The sequence below is a fragment of the Fundidesulfovibrio terrae genome (assembly GCF_022808915.1).
Taxonomy (GTDB): Bacteria; Desulfobacterota; Desulfovibrionia; order Desulfovibrionales; family Desulfovibrionaceae; genus Fundidesulfovibrio; species Fundidesulfovibrio terrae.
In genome coordinates this window covers 286,957-313,946 of the sequence record NZ_JAKZFS010000005.1, presented here as the reverse complement: position 1 = coordinate 313,946, position 26,990 = coordinate 286,957, and the positions used below count along the sequence as shown (strand labels likewise).

The following is a 26,990-nucleotide window of genomic DNA, read 5'->3' as shown; positions in this document are numbered from 1 at the left end:
GCAGATTCCTTCTAAAGGGTGTCGAAGAGGTCGATGCGGCGCTGGTGGCGTCCGCCTTCGAATTCGGTTTCGAGAAACGTTTTGGCGATGGATTCGCCAAGGCCCGGCCCCATCCAGCGTTCGCCCAGGCAGAGCACGTTGGCGTTGTTGTGCAGCCGGGTCATGCGGGCCATGTATTCGTTGGAACACAGTGCGGCGCGGATGCCGGGGCGGCGGTTGGCGGCCATGGACATGCCAAGGCCGGTGCCGCAGATGAGGATGCCCAGGCTGTTCTTCTCAAGGACAAGGTCGCACAGCTTGAAGGCGAACAGCGGGTAGTCGCAGCTGTCCAGGCTGTTGGTGCCCACGTCCAGGACCTCGCGGCCCAGGCTCGCGACATAGGTCTTGAGCTGTTCTTTGAGGGCGTAGCCGGCGTGGTCGGAACCGAAGATGACGGGAGTGCTCATGGAGTTGCCCCGGTAGATGATGGTTTGCTGCTTATGCGTGCTATCGAAAAACGGAAACGGCGGCCCGTCCGGGCCGGAAGGCCGCTATGGCAGATCAGGAGCCCGGAAGTCGCCCGGCCGGTCCAGGGGGATGTGCCTGGCCTGGGGGGGCAGGGGGAGTTCCAGGGACGAATCCGTCATGGCCTCGGGACTCAGTTCGAGTTTCTTGACCCTGAGGACCACCTGCAGACCGCCCGGGGTGGTCAACTGGATGCGCTGGGCCAAAGGTTTGCGGCCGGATTCGGCAGCCGCGAAATCGCCCAGGTCGACGCTCCAGGGCTCAACACCTTTGCCGACGATATGGATGGGTTTGCCTTCGAAGTCAAGGGTGACCGAGGAAAACACGGAAGTCGCGCCAAAGGTGTATTCGTAGCCCGTGGACGTCTTCCTGACGCTCTTGAAGGCCGCTGGCAGCAGCGTGGAGTAGCGCCCGGCGGACAGCGCGGCCAGTTCTTTGAGGTTGAGCGGAATGGGCATGCCGAGCCTTCCCAGGGCGGCCTTGGTGTCCTTGTGGGTGAACGCCTGGCTGGACAGGGGATAGACCGCCAGCCAGCCAAGGGAATCCTCGCGCCACATGGCGAACGTCTGGCCCATGCCGGAAGACAGGTCCAGGCGCAGGGGGCGCTCCAGGTTGCCCCAGAACTTCACCAGCAGGCGCGCGGACTTCTGGGGGCTCTGGATGGACAGGCTGGCCGACAGGGAGAACGATTGCGGGGCGTCGGCCGAAGATGCGGCGAACGAGGCCCACAGGGCCTGGGCCTGACCCGCGTCGAAGCCGGCCTTGCCGCCGGTGGGGGCGCAGCCGGTGAAGGCGGCAAGACCGCACGCCAGCAGCAGGGCAAGGGCGCACAGGCGGCCCCGCTCCGGTGTTCTCCTGCGAGGGAGGGCTCGTGCGGCCCGGCTGGCAAGGGCGCGGCGCATCATTTCAGGCGGTCCAGCTTGCCCTTGATCTCGCCTGCGTTGGACGCCCCCATCTCCAGGGCGCGGGAGTATCCTTTGGCAGCGTCCTTGCGGTTGCCCATGGCCTTGGCGATGTCGCCGTAGTGCTCCCAAATGGCCGGGTCTTCCATGGGTTTGGCCACGGCGCGCTGGATTTCGGCCCAGGCTTTCTTGAGGTCGCCGCGCTTGAAGTGCACCCAGGCCAGGGAGTCGATATAGTAGGGATTTTCAGGGCTCGTGAGCAGGGCCTTGCTCACCAGGTCCAGGGCGCGGTCCAGGTCGCGTCCGTCCTCGGCCAGGGCGTAGCCCACGAAGTTGAGGGCGTCGGGGTTGCCCGGCTCCAGGGTCAGGATGCGCTCCATGACCTTGAGGGATTCCTCGCGGTTCTTCATGCGCTCGAGGGCCACTCCGTAGCGGTAAAGGGCCTCGGTGCTTCCGGGCCATTTGGCCGCGGCTTCGCGGTAGACCTCGGCGGACTTGGCCAGATCGCCCTTCTTGTCGTGATAGATGGCCTCGAAGAACCAGAATTCGATGCGATCGGGGTAGGTCTCGCGGCCTTCCCGGATGAGAGGCCACGCGCGTTCGGGCTGACCAGCGTCCAGGGCCAGTTGGATACGGGTGGTCAGGCTCTTGTCGTAGTATTTATGGCCCTTGGGGATCTGGGAAAGCAGGGTGAACGCCTTTTCCAGGTTCTTTTCCTTGTCCACGGCGATCATGGCCTGGAGGAAGAGCACGTCGGGATTGCCCGGCTGGTCCTGGGCCAGGCGCTCCAGCACCTTGGCCGCGCCCTGCTGATAGCCGGCATCAACGAACATGCCCATGACCTCGAAGAGGAAGGTCCGGTCTGCGGGAGCTTTTTCCAGAAATTCAATGGCCTTGGCTTCGTTTTTCTCTTTGATGGCCAGCCTGATGAGCCTGGTCCAGACCTCGGGGCCGTCCTCGCCCAGGTCCATGATGCGGCGGTAGGCTTCCTCGGCCTGGCGCAGTTCGCCCGCCTGCTCGTGCAGGTAGGCCAACTCGGACCATGCGGCCAGAAGGTTGGGGTCCTCGCGCAGGGCCTGGTGGAGCTTGTCCATGGCCTGCTTGCGCTTGTTCAGGCCCGCCAGGGCCTTGGCTTCGTAATAGGCCATGGCCGGGGTGCGCTTCTCCCGGGGAACCTGGGCCAGGAAGTCCAGGGTCTCCTGGAAGCGTCCGGCCTCCATGTACACGGCCCCCAACTCCTGGCTGGTGGTCTGGTCCTTGGGGTGGGTCGCGAGGTAGTTCTTGAGGATGGCGATGGCCTCGTCGAAGCGGCGCTGCAGCAGGTAGGAGTTGGCCTGGTAGAAGTGCAGGATCTTCTCGTCCGGGAATTTCTTCAGGCCCTCGGCAAGCACCTCGCGGGTCTTCTCCGGATCGCCCAGGCCCCAATAGAGGTTGGCCAGGTCGCGGTAAAGGTCGGGCGAGGGAGCCAGCTCAATGAGCTTCTCCAGCACCAGGGCGGCTTCGCGGGGCTGCCCCTTGCGGCTGAGCTCCTGGTAGAGCAGGAAATAATAGTCCGTCGCTGCTCCCTGGGAGAGCCCCTTGGCGGAGGGGTCAACGGAAACGGCGGCTTTCTTGGGCGCGCAGGCGGCCACGGACAGGGCCAGGGCCGCGAGGATGGCGCAAGCGATTTTCTGCATGGGGATGGTCACTCTTCCTTGCGAATCCACTCGGTGGAGAAGTCGCCGATGCGTTTGACGAAGTGGTCGCGAATCTTGTCCAGAAGCCTGGTTTCGATCTGGCGCACCCGTTCGCGGGTGATGCCGTACTTGGCCCCGATCTCGCGCAGGGTCACGGGGCTGTCGGAAAGGATGCGCTGCTCCAGGAGGTCGCGCTCCTTGTCGGAGAGGCTGGGCATGATGGTCTGGAGGTGCTTTTCCACCAGGCCCGCGATCTCGTCCTTGGCCAGCATCTCCTCGATGCCAGGGGTGAGGGCGGGCAGGTAGTCCAGGCGCGTGGACGAGGAATCGTCCCCCAGGGTGATGTCCAGGGAGAGGTCGTTGCGGGCCATGCGCTGGTCCATCTCCAGGACGTCCGTCTCCGAGACCTTGAGGCTCTTGGAGATGTTGGACACCGACGGGTCGAACCCCAGCGAGGTCAGGCGCTGGCGCTCCTTGTTCAAGTTGTAGAACAGGGTGCGCTGGGCCTGGGTGGTGCCGATGCGCACCAGCCGCCAGTTGTCCATGATGAATTTGAGGATGTACGCCTTGATCCAGTAGGCGGCGTAGTAGGAGAACTTGATGCCCTTGTCGGGGTCGAACTTCTTCACCGCCCGCATGAGCCCCACGTTGCCTTCCTGGATGAGGTCGGACACGTTCTGGGCCCAGCGGCGCTGGAAGTCCATGGCGATCTTGACCACCAGGCGCAGGTGCGAAGTGACCAGCCTGAAGGCCGCGCGCTGGTCGGCGTTGTCGCGCACGCGCCGGGCCAGTTCGAACTCCTCGTCGGGGTTCAAGAGCGGAAACTTGCTGATCTCGCGCAGGTAGACGTGCAGGTTGTCGCGCCCCGTGGCCGGGACCGAGGGGATCTTGTGCGCAGGAAGGTTGAACGTGTCCTCTTCCGGCGTTTCGCCGGCGGAATCTTCTTCCAGGGCGGGTTCTTCCTGGATGTTCTCCTCGTCGGACGCGTCGACGGAGTCGGGGTCATCCTCGACGTCGGGGGGGAGGAGTTTCTTCTCCTCGGGGGAATCCTCTTGGATGCTCATGATGCCTGTCCGTTTGGCGTGAAACGCCCGAAGCATTCCTCCATACGCTTTTCATTTGCCGGATTCAACGTTTTTCAGTACGACCCAGAGGCTTTCAAGCCAAGGAGGGACCAACGGTGCCGGATTTCCGCAAGGCTCTCGCCGACGATTCCATAATAGTTTTTGACGGGGCCATGGGTACGCTCTTGCAGGCCAGGGGGCTTCCTCCGGGCGCGTCCCCCGAACTCTGGGGGCTCGAACACGCCGACGTCGTGCGCTCGGTGCACGAGGACTACCTGCGCGTGGGAGCCAGGGTGGTCACCACCAACACCTTCGGCGGCACCCGCTTCAAGCTCCCCGCGGGCACGGACATCCGCGCCCTGAACGCGGGCCTCGCCAGAACCGCCCGCCAGGCCGCCGGCGAAGGCGCCTTCGTGGCGGGCAGCGTCGGCCCCACCGGTCATTTCGTGGAGCCCCTGGGCACGCTCACCATGCGCGAGCTGGTGGACGCCTTCGCCCTGCAGATCGAAGGATTGGTGGAAGGCGGCGCCGACCTCATCATCGCAGAGACCCATTTCGACCTGGCCGAGGCCAAGGCCGTGGTCCTGGCCGCCCGCCGGGTCTGCGACCTGCCCGTGGCCGTTCTCATGACCTTCGAGCCGGGCGGATCGCTCACCGGCACGCCCTCGGCCACCTTCGCCGACACCATGCAGAACCTGGGCGTGGAGCTTCTGGGCATCAATTGCGGCCTCGGACCCGAGCAGATGCTGGACGTGGCCAAGGGCTTTTTGCCCCGCATCGACGTCCCCTTCTTCATCAAGCCCAACGCCGGGCTGCCCCGTCTGGAGAACGGCGTTACCGTCTACCCCATGGGCCCCGCCGAATTCGGCGATCGCATGGCCGCCTTCCTGGACATGGGCGCCAAGTGCGTCTCGGGCTGCTGCGGCACCACCCCGGCCCACATCGAGGCCCTGGCCAAGCAGGCCGCCGGGCGCGCCTGGGTAAGGCCCGAACCGTCCCAGGGACGCCCCCTGGTGCTCACTTCGCGCTCCAAGTCGGTCTGCATCGGCGTGGGGCTTCCCGCGGTGTGCATCGGCGAGCGCATCAACCCCACCGGCAAGAAGGTGCTCACCGAGGAGCTCCAGGCCGGGCAGTTCACCGAGGCCCTGCGCCTGGCCGAGGAGCAGATCCAGGCCGGGGCGCGCGTGCTCGACGTCAACGTGGGCGCTCCCATGGTGCAGGAGGAGACGCTGCTTCCCGCCCTGGTCAAGCAGCTCACCGCCCGGTTCCTGTCCCCCCTGTGCCTGGATTCCACCAAGCCCGAGGCCATCGAGGAGGCCCTGTGGGCCGTGCCCGGATCGGCCCTGGTGAACTCCATCAGCGGCGAGCCCGGCCGCATGGACCAGCTCGGCCCCCTGTGCAAGCTGCACGGCGCGCCTTTCATCCTGCTGCCCCTGGCTGGGAAGAAGCTTCCCGTCACGGCGGCCGAGCGCATCGCGGCCATCGAGGCCCTGCTTATCCAGGCCGAGGCCCTGGGCATCCCCAAACGCCTGATCCTGGTGGACGCCCTGGCGCTGACCGTGTCCTCCAAGCCCGAGGCCGCCAAGCACTGCCTGGAGACCATCCGCCACTGCGCCGCGGTGTGGGGCCTGCCCACCACGCTCGGGCTCTCCAACATCTCCTTCGGGCTGCCCGCGCGCGAGCTCCTTAACGCCACGTTCATGGCCATGTGCCTGGGCGCGGGCATGGCCGCGCACATCTCCAACCCGTCCACGCCCCTGCCGCGCGAGGTGGGACTGGCCTCCGAGGTCATGCTCGCCCGCGATCCCCAGGCCGCACGATTCATCGAGAACTGCGCGGACTGGAAATACGGCGGCGGCGCGGGAGCCCCCGTGCGCCAAGTCCAGGCCAAGGCCGTGGGCACCCTGCGCGAGGCCGTGGTGGCCGGACGCAAGGAGGCCGTGCTCTCCATGGTGGAGGACGCCCTGACCGCCGGCAAGGCCCCCCAGGACATCCTGAGCGGCGAGCTGATCCCGGGCATCATGGACGTGGGCGTGCTCTACGAGCGCAAGGAATACTTCCTGCCGCAGCTCCTGCTCTCGGCCGAGGCCATGCAGGCCGGGTACGAGCGCCTGACCCCGCTTCTCGAAGCCGCCGCCGATGGCGGAAAGCGCCCGGGCATCGTGCTGGCCACGGTGGAGGGCGACATCCACGACATCGGCAAGAACATCGTCGGGCTCATGCTGCGCAACCATGGGTTTGAGGTGATCGACTTGGGCAAGGACGTGTCCGCCGAGCGTATCGTGGACGCGGCCGCCGAGTCGGGAGCCAAGGTCATCGGCCTGTCCGCGCTCATGACCACCACCATGGTGCGCATGGAGGACACGGTGAAACTCCTGCGCAGCCGGGGCATGGACCAGAAGGTCATGGTGGGAGGGGCCGTGGTGTCGGATTCCTTCGCCAGGGCCATCGGAGCCGACGGACACGCCGCCGACGCGGTGGAAGCCGTGCGCCTGGCCAAAAGGTTCGTGGACGCGTAGGCGTTCACGCGCTATAGACCGAAGGGACGCCCTCGAATAGAGGCGTCCACAATCATGAAGGTGTTCCGACGCATGAATATTCTCCGTACGATACTTCTGGCCCTGGTCCTGACCGGCCTCGCCGCCACCGCCGTCCTGGCCCAGGCCAAGGGCGAGCCCGCGGCTTCCAGCCAGGACATCATCAAGACCGTGAGCCAGGCTCGCGGCAAGGTGGTGGTGATCAACTTCTGGGCCTCCTGGTGCGGCCCCTGCCGCCAGGAGATCCCCGAGATCATCGACCTGCGCAAGCGCATCCCCGAGGACAAGCTCCTCGTCATCGGCGTGAGCGTGGACCAGGATCCGTCCATGTTCGCCATGTACGCGGCCAAGGCCGGTTTCAACTATCCCGTTTACCTGGCCAAGGCCGACGTGTCCCAGGCGTTCTCCATCCGGGCCATCCCCCGCACGGTGGTCTATTCGCCCAAGGGTGAGATGGTGCACTCCCAGGAGGGCTACATGCCCGGTCCCGACCTGGAAAAACTCATTCATAAGCTTCTGGGGGCCTAGGGAATGTCCGGCTTCTTCCTGCGCAAGGCCCGCATCGAGGATGTAAAGACCATCCACATGCTGCTCATGGAGTGCGCCAAGGGCGAGCTGCTGCTGCCCAGGTCCTTCAACCAGCTCTATTCGCACCTGCGCGACTTCTACGTGCTGTCCTCCGACGACAACAAGACCATCAAGGGGTGCTGCGCCCTGTCCATCTGCTGGGACCAGCTGGCCGAGATCCGGTCGCTTGTGGTGCACCCGGACCTGCAGAAGCAGGGCTGGGGCCGCAAGCTGGTGGAGGCGTGCCTCTCCGAGGCCGTGACCCTGGGGGTCTACAAGGTGTTCACCCTGACCTACCAGCGCGATTTCTTCGCCAAGATGGGCTTCGAGGAAGTCACCAAGGAAAAGCTTCCCCAGAAGGTCTGGGCGGACTGCATCCACTGTCCCAAGTTCCCCGAATGCGACGAAATAGCCATGGTCATGGAGATGTAGCGTGCCCGGCAAGCTTTTACCCGTCATCACCAAGGAATGCATTGCCGAAAAGGTGGCCGAGATAGGGGCCGCCATTTCCCGCGAATACGAAGGAAAGGATCTGCTGGTGGTGGGCGTGCTCAAGGGCGCGTTCATGTTCCTGGCGGACGTCGTGCGCCATATCACTGTGCCCGCCCACGTGGATTTCGTGCGCCTCTCCAGCTACGGGGCTTCCGACCGCCCCGGAGACCTGCATTTCCTGCAGGACCTCGAAACCTCCTGCCAGGGAAAGCACGTCCTGGTGGTAGAGGACATCGTGGACACCGGCAATTCCATGGCCATGCTGCTCAAGCTCCTGAAGGTGCGCGGGGCCGCATCGGTGAAGTTGTGCGCGCTCATCGACAAGGCCGAACGGCGCACTGCCGAGGTAACAGTTGACTTTCATGGATTCAGACTGGCAAAGGGATTCCTGGTAGGGTACGGCCTGGACTTTGCAGAGGATTATCGCTGTCTGCCCGGAGTCTACGAACTGAGCCAACAGGAAGGTCATTGACGCCATGAAAGTCGAATGCCCCAGTTGCCAGACCAAATACAATCTTCCCGACGACAAGATCGGTCCCGAAGGGGCTACCGTTCGTTGCAGCCTGTGCAAGCACGTCTTCCATGTGGACGCTCCGGAATCCGAGGACTTTCCCGGTTTCGGCGACACCGGGGCCGCCCCCGCGTGGCCCGTGGAAGGGGATGAGGAACAGGCCCCCGGCGATTTCGCCGGACATTTGGAGAGCGAACGCAAGAAAGATCCTTTCGATCATGGCGCCGTTTCCGTAAGCGAGTTCACCTCCATCGACTTCGGCCAGCCGGAGCAGCCCAAAGCCGGCCGTTCCCACAAGACCATGATTCTGGGCGCGGTCCTTGGCCTAGTGATACTGCTCGGAATAGGGGGCACCGCCGCCTATTTCTTCGAGCTGTGGCCTTTCGCAAAGAAGCCGGCCACCTCGGCCATGGAGAACGCTCCGACGCCTCCCGCCCCTGCCACGGATTATTCCGCCCAACTGCCTTTCGAATCCTACACCAACTATTTCGTGGAAAACGACAAGGTCGGCAAGCTGTTCGTGATCGAGGGCAAGCTCGTGAACCGCTCCCCCGTGGTTCTCGGCCAGATCTCCATCGAGGCCACGCTGCTGGACGCCAAGGAAGCTCCCGTGGTTTCCAAGGTCATCACCGCCGGACCCAAGGCTTCCAACTTTGAGCTCAAGACGCTCAGCAAGGAAGACCTGGAAAGCCGCCTCAATTCGCGCCAGGAGATTCTCCTGAACAACAGCCAGGTCAAGCCGGGGGACGAAGTGCCCTTCATGGTGGCCTTCGTGGACATTCCGGATACCGTGCGCAATTTCTCCCTCAAGCTGAAGGATTACTTCGAAGTAGCCCCCGAAGCGCCAGCCCAGAAGAAGTAGCCCGTGGCCAAGGCGCGACTCATCTACGCCTGCACGGCGTGCGGCGGCGTGAGCCCGCGCTGGCGCGGGCAGTGCGAGTCCTGCGGCGCGTGGAACACCCTGGCCGAACAGGCCGCCCCAAAACAGCAGCTCCGCCCGGGCGCCCCCTTGGGCCCTTCGTCCGGTCCCGTCCCCCTGGCCGGTTTCAGCCAGGAACATGCGCCCGCCGCGCCCAGCGGCCTGCCCGAGCTGGACCGGGTCCTGGGCCAGGGGCTCCAGCCGGGGGCCGCCATCCTGCTGGGCGGAGAACCGGGCATCGGTAAATCCACTCTTTTATTGCAGCTGGCCGGGCAGGTGGCCGCCACGGGGCGCACCGCCGTCTACGTCTCGGGCGAGGAATCCCTGGGACAGCTGGCCACGCGCGCCCGCAGGCTGGGCCTTGCCCATGATGCCCTGCTGGCCTCCAGCACCACCAGCGCCGCCGAAGCCGTGGACATCCTGGGACGGCGCGACGCTCCCGCCGTGGTGGTGGTCGATTCCGTGCAAACCATGGCCTCGTCGCTGGCCGACGGCGTGCCCGGCAGCCCTGCCCAGGTGCGCGCCGTGGCCGCGGAGCTTGTGGAGGCCGTGAAGAAGAGCTCCTCCACGCTCATTCTGGTGGGCCACGTCACCAAGGAAGGCCTCATCGCCGGACCCAAAATCCTGGAGCACATGGTGGACACCGTGCTCTATCTTGAGGGAGACCGGCAGCACTTCTACCGCATCCTGCGGGTGTTCAAGAACCGCTTCGGCCCGACGGACGAACTCATGGTGCTGGAGATGCTGGGCGACGGCTTGGCGCCCGTGCCCGATCCGTCCACGTATTTCCTGGGAGAGCGAGACGAGACGGCCAGCGGCTCGGCCGTGGTGCTGGCTCTGGAGGGCAAGCGGCCCTTCGCGGTGGAGGTGCAGTCGCTGGTGAGCAAGTCGTACCTGGCCATGCCCAGGCGCACGGCCCTGGGGCTTGACCTCAACCGGCTGAACCTGCTGCTGGCGGTGTTGGAAAAACGCCTGGGGGTGCAGATGGGCCAGTCCGACATCTACGCCAAGACCGGCGGGGGACTGAAGCTCACCGATCCTGGACTGGATCTGGGACTTGTTGCGGCGGTTCTGTCGTCCTACTACGACCGGCCCCTGCCGCCGCGTTCGGTGTTCTGGGGAGAGGTTGACCTAAGCGGGCGCATCCGCCCGGTGTCGGGCCACGACGCCCGGCTCAAGCAGGCCAAGAGGCTCGGCTACAAGCCCATCTTCCACCCGCCCGTTGAGGGCAAAGGCACCGCTACGCTCAAAGATTTTCAGCGGGCGCTCTTCGGGGCGGGATAATAAAAAAGCATCCCGCCGCGGACCGCGGCGGGATGCTTGATTCTTCGAAGCGGGCGGCCTGTCTAGGCCACGTCCCACACCGCCCCGGCCGGGGTGTCCTTCACCTCCACGCCCATGGAGGCCAGTTCGTCGCGGATGCGGTCGGACTCGGCGAAATCCTTGTTCTTGCGGGCTTCCTGGCGGGCGACGAGCAGCCCCTCCACCTTGGATGCGTCGATGCCCTTGCGGGCGGCCTTCTTGTCGCGCAGCGTCGTCAGGAATTCGGCGGGGGCCGTGTCGAACACGCCCAGGATGGAGGCGTATTCCGCGAAATTTGCCTGGATGCGCTCCAGGATCTCCTTGCCGCCGATGCTCTTGCGCAGCCCCTTGTCCTCCATCACCCGTCCGGCCAAACGCACCATGCCGAAGAGATGCCCCAGGGCGGCGGCAGTGTTCAGGTCGTCTTCCATGGCCTGGAAGAACCCGCTTTCCAGATCGGTCAGCTCGCCGGTTAGTTCCTTGGGGGCAGCGGCGGGGGACCACTTGGTCCCGGCCAGCACATCCTCCGTCTGGGCCAGGGCGGCGTAGACCCGCCGGATGCCCTTCTCGGCCTCGTCCAGTGCCTCGGTGGAGTAGTCCAGGGGGGAGCGGTAGTGGGAGGTGATCAGGAAATAGCGCAGCACCTCGGGCAGGCAATAGCCGAAGATGTCGCGGATGGTGACGAAGTTCCCCAGCGACTTGGACATCTTCTCGGAGTTGATCTGCACGAAGCCGTTGTGCACCCAGAAGCGCGAGAACTCCTTGCCCGAGGCGGCCTCGGTCTGGGCGATCTCGTTCTCGTGGTGGGGGAAAACCAGATCCTGTCCGCCGCCGTGGATGTCCAGGGGCAGGCCCAGGAGGTCTTCGCTCATTGCCGAGCATTCCAGGTGCCAGCCGGGGCGGCCGGGCCCCCAGGGGCTGTCCCAGGTGGGCTCGCCGGGTTTGGCGCCCTTCCACAGGGCGAAGTCCAGGGGATCTTCCTTCTCCTCGCCGGGAGCCACACGCGCGCCCGCCTGGAGCTCCTCCAGGTTGCGCCCGGAGAGCTTGCCGTAGGGGGCGAATGACCGCACCCGGAAGTACACGTCGCCCGACGGCGTGGCGTAGGCGTGGCCGGTATCGATGAGGTGCTTGGCGAGCGTGATCATCTCTCCGATGTACTGGGTGGCCTTGGGCTCCAGGTCGGCGCGCAGGATGTTCAGGCGGTCCATGTCCTCGTAGAAGGCGGCGATGTATTTCTCGGACACTGCCTCGGAGGTGGAGTTCTCTTCATTGGCGCGCTTGATGATCTTGTCGTCCACGTCGGTGAAGTTGCGGGCGAAGCGGACCTCGAGCCCCTTGGAGCGCAGGTAGCGCACCATCACGTCGAAGACCACCGCCGAGCGGGCGTGGCCGATGTGGCAGTAGTCGTAGGCGGTGATGCCGCAGACGTACATGTTCACCCGTCCTTCGGTCAGAGGGGTGAAGGTTTCCTTGGAGCGCGAAAGTGTATTGAAGAGCTGCATGGCTGGTCCTTGAATTCACCTTGGGGAAGTCATGTCGAGGGCAAATCCCGTTGCAGAGCGGAGGGCAAAAGTCAAGGAGACTCGAACCCGACTGCGGTGGCCGTGGCGTAGGCCTTGATGCCCAGCTTCTCGCCGGTGAAGCCGAGCTTTTCCTCGGTGGTGGCCTTCACGTTGACCCGCTCCAGGGGCAGGCCCAAAAGCCCGGCCACGTTGCGGCGGATGTGTTCGCGGTGGGGGCCGACCTTGGGGACCTGGGCCACTACGGTCAAGTCCACATGGGTCAGGGTGAGCCCTGCCGGAGCAAACCCGGCCAGCACCTCGCTCACCAGGATGGAGCTGGCCACTCCGGAATATTTGGCGTCGGTGTCGGGGAAGTGCTGGCCGATGTCGCCCTGGCAGAGACAGCCGAGCAGGGCGTCGGCCAGGGCGTGCAGGAGCACGTCCCCGTCGGAATGGGCGATGACCCGGGGTGCGCCCGGGATGGGCGCGCAGCCGAGCACCATGGGGCGCGTGGGCGCGTCGTCCGGGGTGTCGGCGGCGGCGTAGCGGTGCACGTCGTAGCCGAAGCCCACGCGCGGGATGGCGACCAGGGGAGCCTGTCCGTCGAGCAGGCGCAGGTCCTCCGGGGTGGTGATCTTCACGTTATCCTCCGAACCTTCGACGACATGGACGGGAAGCCCCAGGGCTTCGGCCAGCCCGGCGTCGTCAGTCACGGTGAGGCCGTTCGCCCGGGCCGCCTCGAAGCCACGGCGCAGCACGTCCAGGGATACGCCCTGGGGGGTCTGCACGGCCATGAGGCGGCTGCGGTCCGGCGTCGCGGCCACGACTCCGTCCCGGACCTCCTTGATGGTGTCCTTGACCGGCACGGCCGGTATCACGGCCCGGGCCCCGCCTCGAAGCGCCTCGACCACGCGCACGATCACCTCGGGGGTCACGAAGCAGCGCGCCGCGTCGTGCACCAGCACGTGGGTGCAGTCGCGGGGCAGGGCGGCCAGGGCGTTCTCCAGGGAGTCCTGGCGTCTCTCGCCACCGGCCACGCAGGCCCATTCAAGCCCTAGAGGTGATTTGGCGTCCAGCTCGGCCACGACGGCCTCCATGGACTCCTTCTCATCCGGCGGCAGGGCGAAGACCATGCCCGATAACCCGGCCACGCGCGAAAACGCCTTGGCCGATTTCCAGAACACGGGTTCGCCGCCCGCGTCCATGAACTGTTTTTTCGTGGAAAGTCCGGCGGCCTTCATGCGCGATCCGCTGCCGGCGGCCAGGAGGATGGTCCAGGCGATCATGGTGTTCCAGAACGGTTTGAGGGTTAGCAGGTCGACGCCGGGTACATGCCCCAATCACGCCCGGATGTCACGGGCCAGTGCCTGGAAACCGGTTGCGACGGTTGAGAAAGATTCTCCGGGCTGGTAGGCTTGAACGAGTCTCCCATCCGGAACCATCTTCCGGATGCGCTGTGATCGTTGCCGGCGTCGGCCAGAGCACCCTTTGTCCCGTGGGATGAGAGCATGAGCTTCACCGTCTGGTTCACAGGGCTTTCCGGATCGGGCAAGACAGCGGTTTCGCTGGTCGTGGAGGAGCGGCTGTGCGCCTACGGGCTGCCGGTGGTACGCCTGGACGGCAACGAGCTGCGCGCCCGTCCCGAATGGAGCCTGGGATTTTCCCGCGAGGACCGCATCGAGCACACCCACCGCCTGGGCGACCTGGCGCTCATGCACAACCTGGCCGGGCGGGTCTGCCTGGTGGCGGCCATCGCGCCCTACGCCGTGGCGCGGCGTGCCGTGCGGCGCAGGCTGGGCGACTTCGTGGAGGTGCACTGCGCGGCTCCCCTGGACACCCTTGTGGCCAAGGACGTCAAGGGGATCTACGCCCAAGCCCTTGCCGGGAAACTTGATGATTTCACAGGGATAAGCTCCCCCTACGAGCCGCCGGAAAGCCCCGAGGTGGCGGTCTTCGCCTACGAGGAGTCCGTGGCTCAGAGCGCGGACAAGGTGATGAAGGCCATCGCGGAGGCGGTTAGCCGGGCGGTGGTGGCGCGCCACCTGGAGGCCATGGTCTAGCGCCATGCCGATCCGGTCGGAAAAGTGAGAGGGGAGCCGGCCATAAGCCGGATTCTGTAACCCGCCCCCGAGGGGGTGGGGGGCTGTCATTCCTCTAGGGCGGCGATTACCCGCCGCCTCAAGCAACCTACCCGGAAGCTTCGGCCGGGCCGGCCTCAAGCGCTTCCCTATTTGGTCTTGCTCCGGACGGGGCATACCTAGCTTGCCGTGTCACCACGGCAACTGGTGGGCTCTTACTCCACCGTTTCACCCTTACCGGCCGCAACGAGTGCGGCCGGCGGTCTGCTTTCTGTGGCGCTTCTCCGAGGATCGCTCCTCCTGGGCGTTACCCAGCGTCCTGCCCTGCGGAGTCCGGACTTTCCTCCCCGGGTTTCCCCGCGGCGACAGCCTGTCCGGCTCCCCTCTCGACATATAAGGCTGCCAACTTGGCGGGCTAGCCCGCGGCGGCGGTTTCCTCGGCGGGCTTTTCCGCTCCGGGGATGTGCTGGATCCAGTAGATCAGGCGCTGGCAGTTGGGGCAGGAGAGGATCTGCTGGCCCTTCTGCAGTTCGATGTACGCCTGGGGCGGAATGGAGATGTTGCAGCCCGAGCACACGCCCTGGTCCACGGACACGATGACCGGGTTGGCCAGGCGGGAGCGGATGAATTCGTAGCGCGACAGGATCGGCGGCGGCAGCACCTTGCAGGCTTCCTTGCGCAGGGCGCCGAGCACCTCGAGGCGCTTCTGGGCGGCGTTCATGCGGTCGGCCAGGCCCGCGCGGGCGGCTTCGAGCTCAACGCGCACGGTATCCACCTGGCCGGAAATATCCTGGTCGGCGGTGGTCTGGCGCTCGAGCTCCTCGGCGAAGGCAGCCTTTTCCTCGTCGCGGGAGCGGTTGAGCTTCTCCAGGCTGTCCATCTCGCGCACCATGGCGTGGTATTCCTTGGAGTTGCCCACCATCATCATCTTGCTCTTGGACTTCTTGAGGCGGACATGGTCTTCCTCCATGTCGTTCTCGAGCCGCTTGAGCTGGTCGGTCAGGTAGCCGAGCTTTTCCTTGACGATGTCCCTGGAGGCTTCCATGTCCTGGAACTTCTTTTCCAGGCCCTGGATTTCCATGGGAGCGTTTTCCAGCTCGGAGCGAAGGGCGATGATTTCGCCGTCAACCTGCTGGAGCATCACCAACTGTTCGATCTGTCTCTGGTACATTGCCCTCTCCGGGTGTGTGCGCCGGTCCGGTGCGTACAGGCGGCGGACTGTACGTCCGCCTGGGAGGTCCGGCCGGTGCGATCTTTAACGACAAATGCCTTGCGGACGGGCGGCGTCCGCGCAAATCGTCCTAGGGCCTGAGCACGGCCCGCAAGGGGTCGGCGCTCTCGAAGAAGCGCACGGACACTCCGTTTGCGCCGAGCTTCGGGGACAAGAGATCGGCCATGCGGCGCATCATCTCTTCCTCAAGGACGCGATGCCCCGCGTCGATGGTCAGGCCGAGCCCACGAATATCCAGGGCGGCGTGATGGGTCACGTCGCCGGTTAAGAACACGTCCGCCCCCAGGGCGAACGCCTTGGCCGCGCAGGACGCGCCCGAGCCCGTGCAGTAGGCCACGGTTCTGACCGTGGCCGGAGCCTGGCCCGTAAGCGTCAAGAATGACCGGGGCACGGCCTTCCAGAGCGCGGCCATGAAGGCCTCGAAGCTCAGGGCCTCGGGCAGTTCGCCCGCGATGCCGTAGCCGAAGGGCTCTGCGGGCTCGACGAGGCGCACTGCCCCGGCCATGGCGGACACGTCCGGGCAGCGCTTGAGCGTTTCGCGCATGGCGGGCCACTGGGGCTCGGGGCAGGAAAACGCCTGGGGCGCGTGGCGCAGGGCGTCGCGGTCAAAGTGCAGGCGGTCCACGTCGAGGTCGTCGGGGAAGCTGATGGCCTCGAAGCCGTCCATGGTCACTTCCTTGAAGATGCCCATGACGCGGGGAGTGGCGCCTTGCGGGTCCACGATGCGGCGGTTGGAAAGATTCAGCTCGTCGGCCAGCCAGGAGGCCGGTCCGCCCGGGGCGCAGTCCAGGGTGGTGTGGGCGGCGTAGAGCCATGCGCCGTGGGTCAGGAGCAGGCGCAGGGCCTCATGATGCGTGTCCAGGCGGTCGGGCAGGCGCGGGGTCTTGCCCAGGGGATGGTGGGTGAGCACCACCTGGGCTCCCCAGGCGAGCGACTCGGCCAGGGTTTCCGGGGTGGGGTCCAGGGCCACGGCCACCTTGCTCGCATCGGTGGCGGCGGCGGCCACCTGCACGCCGCACCTGTCCCATGAGGCGGCCATGTGCGGGGGGGCGGCCTGCTCGATGAGGCCAAAAATGTCGCGTATGTTCATTTGTCAAAAAAGAAGGCGCTTTCCGGGTAGACCCCTAGGAAAGCACCTTCAAGCTCGTTTTGTTTGCGGCGTCAGCCAAAAAGATTTTCTGCTCGTCGTTCGGCAACGGCTCTTCCTTGCAGGATGAGTGGTGGGCCCACCAGGATTCGAACCTGGGACCACCCGGTTATGAGCCGGAAGCTCTGCCAACTGAGCTATAGGCCCCCAACTCAAGTATGAATCAAAGCCCATACCTCTGCGGATGACTTGTGTCAAGAGGTTTGGGCGGGATCATTTCGCCGGGCACTTCTCCTTGAGCCAGGTTATGGCGGATTTTCCCGCCAGCGCGCCTTCCCCGACGGCCACGGCGATCTGCAGGAATCCCCCAGTACAGTCTCCGGCGGCGAAGACCCCCTCCACGCTGGTTTTCATCTCCGGGTCGACCTCGATGAAGTTTCCCTTGCGGGTGACGCCCAAGGTGTAGGCGAAATCGGTGGAGGACGCCTCACCCAGGGCGATGAAGAGCCCCTGCGCGGGCAGAACCGTTCCGTCGGCCAGGGCCGCGGATTCCAGGCCCGGATTGCCGGACAGGGCCGTGACGGGCGAGGTGAGGGTCTTTATTCCCGCATGCTCCAGTCGCGCGGCGAAGTCCGCCGGATAGGAGGGCTCCTTGCCAAGGGTGCAGATGGTCACGTCCGGGGTGTAGTTGAGAAGCTCCAGGGCCTGGTTGGCGGCAAAGACGCCCTCGCCGGCCACCACTACGGGCTTGTTCCTGATGAAGAACCCGTCGCAGGAGACGCAGTAGGAGACGCCCTTGCCCTCGTACGCCTCGATGCCGGGAATCTTCGGCCTGGACCGGCTGACGCCGGCGGCCAGGATGATCGAGCAGGCGCGGTATTGGCCCTTGTCGGTCTTGACCGAGAATCCGCCGTCCTCGCCGTGGTGGACGCCGAGCACCTTCTCCTCGCGGATATCCGCGCCGAAGCGGGCGGCCTGGCGGCGTCCGCGTTCGATGAGCTCGCGGCCGGAGATGGTCTGCTCGAACCCGAAATAGTTGTCGATGTCGTAGTCGCCGTACACTTTTGGGTTGCCGCCCAGGACCAGGGTGCTCATCCCGGCCCGGGCCGTGTATATGGCGGCGGAGAGCCCTGCCGGGCCCGCGCCGATGATGAGGCATTGCGTACTGCTCATGACGTGCTCCGTGGAAAGTTTTGCAACATCCGGGTATGATAGGCATTGCTGGAAAAAAGGGAAGCCCCGTTCCTCCGGTGGGGCGCGCCGGGGTCAGTCGCGGATGGATGCGCCGCCGGTTGTTGCCAGAAGCCGGGAAACTCCGTTACGATGTGATCGTATTCGAATCGCACGCAAAGGACCATGCATCTTCCATGAAACAAGCCCCTTTCGTTACAGGCGACGGCCAGCTGGTGGAGGCCAGCGTCATCCATTTCAACCAGGAGCTGGCCGCACCGCAGCTTTTCGGCGTGATGCGCTTCAACCATGTGAGCGACTCCCTGCGCGGACTGGTGCGCGACCTGGCCGACCGGACAGTGTCCCAGAGCCGCCGCCTCGATGAGTTCCTGGACATAAGCGGGCGGAGCGGACATTCGCGCATCGGCCTGGACATCCACCTGGGCGAGGGCGATCCGGTGGTGTCCGACGCCCACAAAAGCATCGAGCTGCCCGTGGTGGTCACGGCGCTCAACAAGCATCTGGCCGAATCGCTCTCCGACCTCCAGAACCTGACCCAGCGCACCCCCGTGGACATCGGCCGCCTGTTCGTGCCCATGGGCGACCATCTGAACCGCGACGAGGTCCTCTCCGCCATGGAGCGCGAGGAGCTCCTTCTGCCCGAGCATCATGACATAGGCCCCGACGGGGTGGTCGAGATTCCCCTGGAGAACGTGCGCTACATCATCTCCCAGAGCCTCATCCGCATCCCCAACAACTTTTCCGAGATGCTCATACGCGGCAAGCACGGGCTGGCCATGTTCCAGCAGCCCGCCCCCTCGGGACTGCCGGAGTTCCTCGGCCCCAAGGAGTTCCTGGTAAGCGCCTTGCGCATCTCGCTCGGCCCCTACACGGCCTTCATCTCCCGCCAGCTGAGCCACCCCAGCGTCTTCCATCTGGCATCCCGGCTGCTGGACGGAGTGCGCACCACCGGCATCGGCACCCTGCGCCAGGCCGAGATCTACAACCGGGGCGAGGACCCGGTGGATTGCCGCGCCCTCAAGGTGCGCATCAAGCTCTACCCGGCCGACGAGCGGGTGGCGGCCATCTCGTCGCGGGTGCTCAAGCCCGGAAAGGCCACGGCCATCCTGGCCAGGGGAGTGGACTTCGCGGAGATCACCGACATCTTCAGCCCCAGCGCCTGCGACGCCCTCTTCGACGAGGTGTCCCCGACCTCCGGCCGGGGCGGCATCTACGGGCGCATCATGATGCCTGGGCGCATCGTGAACATCCCCTGGGAGCAGGAAGACGGGCGCTGGATACCGGAATTCCAGTGGCGCCTGGTCTACGAATGCGCGCGCGGCAACGTGCCCGAGGCGGTGCTGGCCGACGAGGAGGTGCCCAAGCGCTTCCGCACCTTCCTGCACGACCTCAAATACGTGGGCGGCGAGCAGAGCCTGTCCAAGGTGTTCGTCAGCGACGCCCTGCCGCCGGTGGATACCCTGCGCGTGCTCAAGCGCAGCGGCGTGGGCGTGGTGGTCATCAAGAGCATCAACATGCGGGGCGCGAACAACGGCGGCAAGCCCGAGTACTACCTGGACCAGTCCTCCTACGAGGAGATCGCCCGCCTATGGCGCGAGGGCATGCGCTTCTACATGATCTTCGGCTCCGAGGAGTCCTCCCACGTACGCGAGTTCAAGGGCGGCTTCTGGGTCTCGGCCGAGGGCAAGGAGCGCATCTCCCGGCTGCACACCACCATCGCCTTCTTCGGCTCGGTCGTGGACGAACTCAAGCCCATCCTCATGCCGCAGCTGGAGGAATTCTTCGCGGCCCTGGCCGCGGACGAGCGCCTGGGGCAGGCCCTGGCCGTGGCCCACGGCAGCGGCCCCGGCGTGATGAAGGCCGTGGACGACGCGGCGGCCCGGCACGGCATCTATCGCATAGGTGTCGGCATCGACGGCGAGAAGATCGGGCAGGAGACCAACTTCTCCCCCGAGGCCGTGGTGCAGTTCGTGAACATCGCCCTGAACACCCGCCAGGACATCCTGGACAGGCGTTCGCTCTTCAAGGTGTTCAACATCGGCGGCTATGGCACCTGCTACGAGATCAACATGGCCCTGACGTTCATGAAGATCGGCCACTGCCTGCCCGCACCCTACGTGTTCGTGGACCCCATGGGCCTGGGCGGCGAGGGAGGCCACCTCTGGCGCAAGGCCATCGAGCAGTTCCAGGAGCTGTCTTCGGCCCACGACGTCGGGACGGCGGAGATTCCTCCGCTCGGCCCCATGTGGGTGGTGAACTGCTGCCACATGGTGGGTTCGTATCCTGAGGCGCTCGCCGTGATAAAAGCGTTTCTGGACGATCCTGCGGCCTACTGGCGGCAGGCGGGAATCGATCTGGCCAAGGTGGCCTCGGCCCGCGACAACCTGGCTCGGGCCGGGGTGGTCATTCCTCCCTACATCGACCGGGCCCTGGAACTGGCCATGCTGGAGGGATAGGCACGGCCTGCGGGAGAACTTCAATCCTGATCCGGCGGACGTTCTCGCCTTGCGGAGTTCCGATGAACCCCGACGACGGAAAATCGCGGGATGAACTGCTCGCCGAACTGGGCGAACTGCGCAGGAGCCATCACCTGTTCCAGGATAGCGAGGTCCTGGCGGGCATGGGCTCCTGGGCGTGGGATATCGAGAGGGACCTGGCCCATTTCTCACGGGGATGGCTTGCGTTGCACGGCCTTGAAGAAAGCCGCCTCGACCTCGAGGAATGCCTGTCGCTGGCTCATCCCGAGGACCGGCTGGCCGTCATGGCCGCACTGCGCGACGCCCTGGACGGAACCGCTCCCTTCGATATCGAATACCGCATCGTCCGGCGCAGCGACGGCGAAACCCGCGTCGTGCACGCGTGCGCGCGGGTGGCCCGGGATGAATCCGGCAGGCCCGTCAAGGTTTCCGGGTTCATCCGGGACATCACCGAACGCGCGATGGCCTTTCGCGACCTCCGTCGCGCCAACGATTTCCTCGAACAGCTCATCGAGACGGCCAACGTCCTTGTGGTGTGCCTGGACAAGTCGGGCCGGATTCTCGTCTGCAACGGAGCGGTGGAGCGGGCCACTGGCTACGAGCGCGACGAGCTCCTCGGCCGCTCCTGGTTCGACACCGTGGTCCCGGGCGACCGGTATTGCGAACTCGTGGAACTCTTCCAATCCATCCAAACTGGCTCCGACTACCCCCGGAACCACGCCAACCCCATCGTGAGCAAGCTCGGCGAGGAACGCCATTTCTCCTGGCAGAACAGCCGGTTCGCAGGGTTCGACGGCGCGTTCTTCACGGTGTCCTTCGGATACGACATCACCGAGCAGGTGAACGCTGAAAAAGCCCTGCGGGTCATCCGCAAGCATTCCGATCTGCTCTCCGACTTCCTGGAAAACTCCTCGCAGCCCTTCCTGGCCATGTGGCCCGACGGAAAAATCGCCATCGTGAACAAGGCCTTCTCGGTCCTGCTCGGGTATTCCAGGAAGGAGCTCCTGGAACTCGCCTGGACCGGCGCCCTCGTCCCCATCGAGAACAGGCAGGCGGGCAACGACGCCATGGAGCGCCTGCGCGCCACGGGGCAGCCGGTGCGTTTCGAGACCTGCCTGGTCCGCCTCGGCGGAGCGCATGTGCCCGTGGAGGTCAACCTGCACCAGTTCTTGGGGCCGGACGGGAGCGTGGAATACTACTACGCTTTCGTCAGCGACATCACGGAACGCAAATCGAGCCGTGACAGGCTGCAGGCCGCCATGAACGCCGTGGAAGCCGCCAGCCGCGCCAAGAGCGAATTTTTGGCCAACATGAGCCACGAGATACGCACCCCCCTCTCGGCCATCCTGGGCTTGGCCGAGCTGTCGCAGCGTGTCCCCGATCCGTTGAAGACGGCCCGCCACCTCTCCATGATAGCAGAATCCGCCCACACCCTGCTGGCCATCATCGGCGACGTGCTGGACCTCTCGCGGGTGGAGGCGGGCAAGCTGCAGCTGGACTCCAAGGTGTTTTCGCTCGGGCATCTCGTTGAGAAGGTGCTGGAGCCGTTCGCCTATCCCTGCCGGGAGAAAAGGATCGAACTCGCGTGGGAGATTGACACGGACGTCCCGAACACTCTGATGGGCGACCCCACCCGACTTGGGCAGGTCCTGACCAACCTTGTGGGCAACGCATTGAAATTCACCGACCAGGGCACGATATCCGTGAGCGTGCGGATGCTGCGCAACGCCCTTTCCGGGCTGGCAGTGCTCCAGTTCACCGTCACCGACACGGGCGTGGGGATCGCTCCCGGGGATATCGAGATGATCTTCGACAGCTTCAGGCAGGCCGACTCGTCGTATTCGAAGGCTTACCAGGGCGCGGGACTCGGCCTGGCCATATGCCGGGAACTGGTGTCGCTTATGGGTGGGCGCATATGGGCGGAGAGCGTTCCCGGCCGGGGGAGCGCGTTTTACTTCACGGCGGCGTTCGAACCGGCGCGCGGGGTGGTATCGCAATCGGCCAGGACAGGACAGGCCGAGGGCGGGGCTCAATCCGCCGTGCGGATTCTCGTGGCCGAGGACAACCCGTTCAACCGGCACGTCTTCGAGCAATACTTGAGCATGCTCGGCCATTCGGTCCAGGCCGTTGGAGACGGCCAGGCCACTCTGGAGTGCCTGAAATCGTACGAGTTCGACTTGGTCTTCCTGGACGTTCAGATGCCCAAGCTCGACGGGTTGGAGGTAGTCGGGCGGATACGGGCGGGGGAATGCGGTGAAAGGACCGCCGGAATGCCCGTGGTGGCGCTCACGGCTTACGCCATGCAGGGCGACGAGAAACGCTTCCTGGACGCCGGAATGACCGGCTATCTGGCCAAGCCAGTCACTCTGGAGGCGCTCCAGGATGCCATCGTGCGCCACACCCAGGGGGGGGCGCGCCAGCAGTCCATGAACCCCATGATGGACTCCGTGCGTGAGTCTTTTAGGCCGATGGTCAAGGATTTCCTCCATTTTATCCGTGGTCGCGCCGATTCGGCCAGGGCCTCCGTCGAAGCGGGCGATTTCGCCGGCGCCAGGGCCGCCGGGCATGACATCAAGGGGACGTCGCTCGCATTCGGAGTTTCGCCGATCAACGCGGCCGGAGAATCCCTCGAAAGGGCATGTGGGAAAAACGATCGTGCGGAAGCGGTCCTGGCCTTGCGGCAGTTGGACGACCTGCTCGAGGAGGTCGCGTCGTCCATTCACGAACCCCGGTAGCGAGAAGGAGGTCAGGGGCGGGAATGTCCTTGCTGGAGAAGGATCGGACTCATTGCCGTTTTTGTCGCAATGAAATACGATTCGCTGGAGTTTTCAATAGAAGTTCCCGATATCCGATACCGGTTCGCTGCCGACGCAAGCCGATCAACCATCGAAAAGGCCGCGCCGCATGAAGACGGGTTTGGAAAAGATCCTGCGCGGATCAGTCCAGAAGAAGATTCTTTTGCTCGTCTTTCTGTGCGTCCTGCCTCCGCTGGCCGTGATCATCAATGCTGGGGTGGAGCGCCAGCAGCACGCCCTGGACATGGTGAAGTCCGACGCGGCGGCGCTGGTGGAGGAAACGGCCGACATCCAAAGCATCGCCACCGAGTCCACGCGGCGCATGCTTTCCGTGTTGAGCGCTCTTCCCGCGACCTCGCTGGACGACGGCGAGGAAAGCGGCGCCATTCTGCGCCGGGCGCTCAAGGCGGGCAGCGGATACCTGAACCTGCTCCTGTGCCGGGCCGACGGCTCCCGCATGGTGGCCGCCGAGCCAGTGGACCGCGAGGCGTTGCTCAAGGCTCCATTTTTCCGGCCGATCCAGGCCGCGCAAGCATTTTCGGCCAGTGGCTTCCTGCGCACCCAGGCCGACGGGCGCCCCGGCATTGCTTTCGCCGCTCCGTTCGGATCCGGAGACGCGGCGGGCATCGCCGTGGCCATCGTGGATCTGGGCCTGTTCGAACCTCTCTCCCGCATGCCGGGTCTGCCCGCCGGAACGGTTTTCGATGTCGCCGACCGCAATGGGACGATCCTCTTCACCAGCTCTCCTCCAGGGTCGGGCCCGGTCCCGGGAGGCGCCCTGGACCGGGACTCCCTGGCGCTCATGACCTCAGTCCCGGACAGGGCCGTGATCAGAGCCCGAGACGCCGACGGTCTCGGCCAGATCGTGGCCTACCGGCGGCTGCGCCTTAAAGACGGCGGCGAGCCCTACATGCACTTCTGGGTCAGGATGCCCGAATCCGCTGCTCTGAGCCGGGCCCACGGCATCCTTCTGCGCGACATACTGCTCGTGCTGGCCGCCACCGCCCTGGCCCTGAGCGTGGCCATCCTTGCGGGAAGGCTGATCATCGTGGGCAAGGTAAAGCGCCTCATCGACGCGGCCGGCATGCTCAGCGCGGGCAACATGGACACGCGCAGCGGGCTCGACTACGCCGATGGGGAGCTTGGCCAATTGGCCAAGTCCTTCGACTCCATGGCCCACACCCTCACCCAGGACATCGCCCGGCGCGAGCGGGCCGAACGCGATACCGCCGCGTCCCGCGAGTTTCTGGACAAGATCATAAACAGCATCTCGGACCCCATATTCGTCAAGGACCACCGGCACAGCTTCATCCTGGTCAACGACGCCCTGTGCACGCTGATCGGCAAGTCCCGCGAGGAGGTCCTGGGCCGGGACGACTCGGACTTCTTCCCCAAGGCGCAGGTGGATTTCTTCTGGAAAAGGGACGCCGTGGTGCTCGAAACCGGAGAGGAAGACATCTCCGACGAGGTCATCACCGACAAGTTCGGCCAGATTCGGGTCATCGTCACCACCAAGACCCGCTACATCGACACTTCGGGCAACCGCTTCGTGGTGGGCATCATTCGCGACGTCACCGAGAACAAGCGGGCTGGCATGGAGCTTCTGCGCCGCACCGCCGAACTGGATGAGCGGGTGAAGATGCTCGACTGCCTTTACGGAATCTCCCACCTGAGCCAGAAGCGCGGCGTCACCCTCGGTGGCATCCTGGGGGAGGCCGCGACGCTGCTCCCTCCGGTGCTCACCTTCGGAGAATCCGCCGTGGCCAGAATCGTTTACGAAGGCGTGCAGCATGCCCCTCCCGGTTTCAGGACTCCGGTGGCGTCCATCACCGAGGACATTCTGGTGCGAGGACAGTGCCACGGCTTCGTGGAGGCGGGTTACCCGGAGCCGAAGACCGTCCTGGACGACGGTCCCTTCACCCGCGACGAACGCAAGATCATCCAGGTGGTGGCCGAGCACCTCGGGCAGATCGCAGAGCGCGCGGTGGCCGAGCAGGAGCTCAAGGAGAGCGAGGAGCGCTTCAGGCGCATCGTGGAAACCGCAAACGAAGGAATCGCCGTTCTCAACCCCGCTCAGCGCATCACCTATGTGAACTCGGTCATGGCGGACATGTTGGGCTACGAGCCTGCCGACATCGTTGGGCAGCACATGGAGATGTTCCTGTACGAACCCTACCGGCAGGACCGGAACACAAACCGCGGTCGCCGGAGCCGTCTCGACCGCAAGCGCGAACGGATGTTCCTGCGCAAGGACGGAACCATCCTGTGCACCATCGCCTCGGTCACTCCCGTCACGGATCGCGAGGGACATTTCGCAGGGTCCTTTGGCATGTACGCGGACATAACCGACCGGAAAATGGCCGAGGAGAAGCTCCATGAGCTCAACGAGAGCCTGGAGCAGCTGGTGCGCGACAGGACCGAGGACCTCTCCCGCAAGACCACCGACCTGGAAGCCAAGGCCCGCGAGCTGGAAGAGGCCAACCGGGAACTGACCCGCACCGCCGAGAAGCTCGAACGCTCGCGCAGGCGCTCGGAGGAGGCCACCAGGGCCAAGTCGATCTTCCTGGCCAACATGAGCCACGAGGTGCGCACCCCCATCAATGCCATCCTGGGCCTGTCCGACCTGGCCCTGCGCAGGGGGGCCTCCGGTGAGGCCGGGCGTTTCCTGGAGATGATCCACAAGAGCAGCCACGGGCTTCTGGCGCTTGTCAACGACATCCTGGATTTTTCCAAGCTCGAGGCGGGAAAGGCCGAGGTGGAGGCCATAGATTTCAACCTGCCGAGACTCGTGCAGGACATGGTGGTCACGTTCTCCCACCAAGCCGAGGCCAAAGGGCTCAGGCTGGACCTGGTCATTGACGACGACGTGCCCCGGTTCGTGGTCTCCGACCCCACCAAGCTGCGGGCCATCCTGGCAAACCTCTGCTCCAACGCGGTGAAGTTCACCGAAGAGGGCGGGGTTACGGTGACGGTGGCCTATTCCAAGGGCGTGACCGCCTTCACCGTCGAGGACACCGGCATCGGCATCCCCGAGGACAAGAGCTCCCTTGTCTTCAGAAGCTTCCGGCAGGCGGACGAGAGCGTGGGGCGCAAGTACGGCGGCACCGGGCTCGGGCTTTCCATCAGCCGCAAGCTGACCAAGCTTCTGGGCGGGACGCTTTCCTACCAGCCCCGGCCGGGGGGCGGCTCGCGCTTCTCCCTTTCCCTGCCCTTGAAGCCGGGCATCGACCACGAGGACGCCCGCCAGCTCAGGCAAGAAAAACTGTGGTCGGCCGAGCATCTCAAGCCCATGCGCATCCTGTTGGCGGAAGACCACGAAATGGGCCGGGAGCTCCTGAGCTCGTTCCTGGGGGGATTCGGGCACGAGGTGGTGTTGGCCGAGGACGGAGCCCAGGCCCTGGAAAAGCTCAAGCAGGGCGGCTTCGACCTGGTGCTCATGGACGGACGCATGCCTGTGATGGACGGCATGGAGGCCGTCAGGGCCATACGGGCAGGGGCCTGCGGCGAGGCCGGCAAGAGCCTGCCCATCGTGGCCATCACCGCCCAGGCCATGCAAGGCGACCGCGAGGCGTTCCTTGCCGCCGGAATGGATGATTACGTGACAAAGCCGGTGGACCTGGACGAGGTTTTGCTGGTACTGGCACGACATGCACCTCTCTCTAAACGTGCGGAAGCCCGGGAAAAGACGCTCGTCTCCACTCCGGAAATGGGGGAGGGGGCTTCCGGCGGTTCCGGGGAGCGACCCGCGCCGGAACCCGGCGAGGCGCCGCTTCTGGACCGGGAGGTCGCCCTGGCCCGGCTCAAGGGCATGACCGCGCTCCTCGAGGCCATGGAGGCGACCTTCATCAGGGCCACTCCCGAGGACCTCGCGGAGCTGTCCCGCGCTGACGCGGCGGGCGACGCGGCGAATGTCAGGCTCTACGCTCACCGTATCAAGGGCAACGCGGCCGGAGTCGGCGCGCTCCGCCTGAGTGAGGCGGCCAGGAGGGTGGAAGCGGCCGCCGTCAAAGGGGGCGCCCCTGGCGTCGCGGCCTTGGACGGCTTGAAGACGCTTTTCGATCAGACATCGGCTGAAATGAACCGCGTGAAGAACACGGCCGGGGATGCCCGGTAGAATCGCGGCCGCCGGCCGTTCTTCGCGGCGACCACAAGGAG

General features: G+C 65.3%; 19 protein-coding genes, 1 tRNA gene and 1 other RNA gene. 10 read left to right on the top strand and 11 right to left on the bottom strand.

The annotated features are described in order from the left end of the window. Nucleotides 1-11 precede the first annotated feature (11 nt). The 4 genes from rpiB to ML540_RS16110 form a co-directional block, all read right to left on the bottom strand. Complete coding sequence (rpiB, locus tag ML540_RS16125; RefSeq protein WP_243363602.1) at nucleotides 12-446, bottom strand: ribose 5-phosphate isomerase B; 435 nt, start codon at nucleotides 444-446, stop codon at nucleotides 12-14. 84 nt (nucleotides 447-530) lie between these two features. Next, nucleotides 531-1,409: a hypothetical protein gene (locus tag ML540_RS16120; RefSeq protein WP_243363592.1), complete on the bottom strand. Its 879-nt coding sequence runs from the start codon at nucleotides 1,407-1,409 to the stop codon at nucleotides 531-533. Further along, complete coding sequence (locus ML540_RS16115) at nucleotides 1,406-3,082, bottom strand: tetratricopeptide repeat protein (RefSeq protein WP_243363581.1); 1,677 nt, start codon at nucleotides 3,080-3,082, stop codon at nucleotides 1,406-1,408. Before ML540_RS16115 ends, ML540_RS16120 begins: the two co-directional genes overlap by 4 nt. 8 nt (nucleotides 3,083-3,090) lie before the next feature. Then, nucleotides 3,091-4,146 (bottom strand): sigma-70 family RNA polymerase sigma factor, encoded by a 1,056-nt coding sequence (locus ML540_RS16110; protein ID WP_243363578.1) that lies wholly within the window; start codon nucleotides 4,144-4,146, stop codon nucleotides 3,091-3,093. Nucleotides 4,147-4,262: 116 nt separating this feature from the next. On the opposite strand from ML540_RS16110, the gene ML540_RS16105 reads away from it, so the two are divergent. The 6 genes from ML540_RS16105 (at nucleotide 4,263) to radA (ending at nucleotide 10,456) form a co-directional block, all read left to right on the top strand. Beyond that, complete coding sequence (locus ML540_RS16105; protein ID WP_243363569.1) at nucleotides 4,263-6,665, top strand: homocysteine S-methyltransferase family protein; 2,403 nt, start codon at nucleotides 4,263-4,265, stop codon at nucleotides 6,663-6,665. Between the two features lie 72 nt (nucleotides 6,666-6,737). Continuing rightward, nucleotides 6,738-7,211, top strand: coding sequence for a TlpA family protein disulfide reductase (locus ML540_RS16100; RefSeq protein ID WP_243363567.1), 474 nt, complete (start codon nucleotides 6,738-6,740; stop codon nucleotides 7,209-7,211). Between the two features lie 3 nt (nucleotides 7,212-7,214). Then, a complete protein-coding gene (locus ML540_RS16095; protein ID WP_243363565.1) occupies nucleotides 7,215-7,682 on the top strand; it encodes an N-acetyltransferase in 468 nt (155 codons plus the stop codon). Nucleotide 7,683: 1 nt separating this feature from the next. Then, nucleotides 7,684-8,214, top strand: a complete 531-nt coding sequence (gene hpt, locus ML540_RS16090) for a hypoxanthine phosphoribosyltransferase (RefSeq protein WP_243363563.1) — start codon at nucleotides 7,684-7,686, stop codon at nucleotides 8,212-8,214. Between the two features lie 4 nt (nucleotides 8,215-8,218). After that, nucleotides 8,219-9,115 (top strand): DUF3426 domain-containing protein, encoded by an 897-nt coding sequence (locus tag ML540_RS16085; RefSeq protein ID WP_243363553.1) that lies wholly within the window; start codon nucleotides 8,219-8,221, stop codon nucleotides 9,113-9,115. A 3-nt stretch (nucleotides 9,116-9,118) separates the two neighbouring features. Continuing rightward, on the top strand, nucleotides 9,119-10,456 hold the full coding sequence (radA, locus tag ML540_RS16080) for a DNA repair protein RadA (protein WP_243363551.1): 1,338 nt from the start codon (nucleotides 9,119-9,121) through the stop codon (nucleotides 10,454-10,456). Between the two features lie 62 nt (nucleotides 10,457-10,518). Here the strand turns inward: radA and cysS are convergent, their stop codons facing one another. Both cysS and ispD read right to left on the bottom strand, forming a co-directional pair. Next, nucleotides 10,519-11,976, bottom strand: coding sequence for a cysteine--tRNA ligase (cysS, locus tag ML540_RS16075; protein WP_243363541.1), 1,458 nt, complete (start codon nucleotides 11,974-11,976; stop codon nucleotides 10,519-10,521). A 71-nt stretch (nucleotides 11,977-12,047) separates the two neighbouring features. Further along, nucleotides 12,048-13,262: a 2-C-methyl-D-erythritol 4-phosphate cytidylyltransferase gene (gene ispD, locus ML540_RS16070; RefSeq protein ID WP_243363538.1), complete on the bottom strand. Its 1,215-nt coding sequence runs from the start codon at nucleotides 13,260-13,262 to the stop codon at nucleotides 12,048-12,050. Nucleotides 13,263-13,484: 222 nt separating this feature from the next. Between ispD and cysC the strand changes: the two genes are divergently transcribed. Beyond that, nucleotides 13,485-14,036, top strand: a complete 552-nt coding sequence (cysC, locus tag ML540_RS16065) for an adenylyl-sulfate kinase (RefSeq protein ID WP_243363536.1) — start codon at nucleotides 13,485-13,487, stop codon at nucleotides 14,034-14,036. A 28-nt stretch (nucleotides 14,037-14,064) separates the two neighbouring features. Here cysC and rnpB read toward each other — a convergent pair. From rnpB to ML540_RS16040, 5 genes are all read right to left on the bottom strand, one after another. Beyond that, nucleotides 14,065-14,436, bottom strand: an RNA gene (gene rnpB, locus ML540_RS16060) — RNase P RNA component class A. Between the two features lie 33 nt (nucleotides 14,437-14,469). Continuing rightward, nucleotides 14,470-15,225 (bottom strand): zinc ribbon domain-containing protein, encoded by a 756-nt coding sequence (locus ML540_RS16055; protein WP_243363533.1) that lies wholly within the window; start codon nucleotides 15,223-15,225, stop codon nucleotides 14,470-14,472. 130 nt (nucleotides 15,226-15,355) lie between these two features. Next, nucleotides 15,356-16,375 (bottom strand): Nif3-like dinuclear metal center hexameric protein, encoded by a 1,020-nt coding sequence (locus ML540_RS16050; protein ID WP_243363531.1) that lies wholly within the window; start codon nucleotides 16,373-16,375, stop codon nucleotides 15,356-15,358. A gap of 128 nt (nucleotides 16,376-16,503) precedes the next feature. Next, nucleotides 16,504-16,579 (bottom strand) — tRNA-Ile (locus tag ML540_RS16045). Nucleotides 16,580-16,645: 66 nt separating this feature from the next. Continuing rightward, nucleotides 16,646-17,545 (bottom strand): NAD(P)/FAD-dependent oxidoreductase, encoded by a 900-nt coding sequence (locus tag ML540_RS16040; RefSeq protein WP_243363518.1) that lies wholly within the window; start codon nucleotides 17,543-17,545, stop codon nucleotides 16,646-16,648. Nucleotides 17,546-17,739: 194 nt separating this feature from the next. Here ML540_RS16040 and ML540_RS16035 point away from each other — a divergent pair, with 194 nt between their 5' ends. The 3 genes from ML540_RS16035 (at nucleotide 17,740) to ML540_RS16025 (ending at nucleotide 26,949) form a co-directional block, all read left to right on the top strand. Next, nucleotides 17,740-20,019 carry a Rossmann fold nucleotide-binding protein gene (locus tag ML540_RS16035; protein WP_243363515.1) on the top strand — a complete coding sequence of 760 codons (2,280 nt, stop codon included), beginning with the start codon at nucleotides 17,740-17,742 and terminating at the stop codon, nucleotides 20,017-20,019. A 62-nt stretch (nucleotides 20,020-20,081) separates the two neighbouring features. Next, on the top strand, nucleotides 20,082-22,775 hold the full coding sequence (locus ML540_RS16030) for a PAS domain S-box protein (protein ID WP_243363485.1): 2,694 nt from the start codon (nucleotides 20,082-20,084) through the stop codon (nucleotides 22,773-22,775). 169 nt (nucleotides 22,776-22,944) lie between these two features. Then, the gene (locus ML540_RS16025; protein ID WP_243363482.1) at nucleotides 22,945-26,949 is read left to right on the top strand and encodes a PAS domain S-box protein; all 4,005 of its coding nucleotides are present in this window, start codon (nucleotides 22,945-22,947) and stop codon (nucleotides 26,947-26,949) included. The last annotated feature ends 41 nt before the right edge of the window (nucleotides 26,950-26,990 follow it).

Excerpts from the sequence above, each read along its gene's own strand:
- ML540_RS16095 (WP_243363565.1), top strand. The coding sequence starts at position 7,215 with ATGTCCGGCTTCTTCCTGCGCAAGGCCCGCATCGAGGATGTAAAGACC.
- ML540_RS16085 (WP_243363553.1), top strand. The coding sequence starts at position 8,219 with ATGAAAGTCGAATGCCCCAGTTGCCAGACCAAATACAATCTTCCCGAC.
- cysC (WP_243363536.1), top strand. The coding sequence starts at position 13,485 with ATGAGCTTCACCGTCTGGTTCACAGGGCTTTCCGGATCGGGCAAGACA.
- ML540_RS16050 (WP_243363531.1), bottom strand. The coding sequence starts at position 16,375 with ATGAACATACGCGACATTTTTGGCCTCATCGAGCAGGCCGCCCCCCCG.
- ML540_RS16025 (WP_243363482.1), top strand. The coding sequence starts at position 22,945 with ATGAAGACGGGTTTGGAAAAGATCCTGCGCGGATCAGTCCAGAAGAAG.
- ispD (WP_243363538.1), bottom strand. The coding sequence starts at position 13,262 with ATGATCGCCTGGACCATCCTCCTGGCCGCCGGCAGCGGATCGCGCATG.
- ML540_RS16040 (WP_243363518.1), bottom strand. The coding sequence starts at position 17,545 with ATGAGCAGTACGCAATGCCTCATCATCGGCGCGGGCCCGGCAGGGCTC.
- ML540_RS16035 (WP_243363515.1), top strand. The coding sequence starts at position 17,740 with ATGAAACAAGCCCCTTTCGTTACAGGCGACGGCCAGCTGGTGGAGGCC.
- ML540_RS16030 (WP_243363485.1), top strand. The coding sequence starts at position 20,082 with ATGAACCCCGACGACGGAAAATCGCGGGATGAACTGCTCGCCGAACTG.
- ML540_RS16110 (WP_243363578.1), bottom strand. The coding sequence starts at position 4,146 with ATGAGCATCCAAGAGGATTCCCCCGAGGAGAAGAAACTCCTCCCCCCC.
- ML540_RS16100 (WP_243363567.1), top strand. The coding sequence starts at position 6,738 with ATGAATATTCTCCGTACGATACTTCTGGCCCTGGTCCTGACCGGCCTC.
- rpiB (WP_243363602.1), bottom strand. The coding sequence starts at position 446 with ATGAGCACTCCCGTCATCTTCGGTTCCGACCACGCCGGCTACGCCCTC.
- ML540_RS16120 (WP_243363592.1), bottom strand. The coding sequence starts at position 1,409 with ATGATGCGCCGCGCCCTTGCCAGCCGGGCCGCACGAGCCCTCCCTCGC.
- ML540_RS16055 (WP_243363533.1), bottom strand. The coding sequence starts at position 15,225 with ATGTACCAGAGACAGATCGAACAGTTGGTGATGCTCCAGCAGGTTGAC.
- ML540_RS16115 (WP_243363581.1), bottom strand. The coding sequence starts at position 3,082 with ATGCAGAAAATCGCTTGCGCCATCCTCGCGGCCCTGGCCCTGTCCGTG.
- cysS (WP_243363541.1), bottom strand. The coding sequence starts at position 11,976 with ATGCAGCTCTTCAATACACTTTCGCGCTCCAAGGAAACCTTCACCCCT.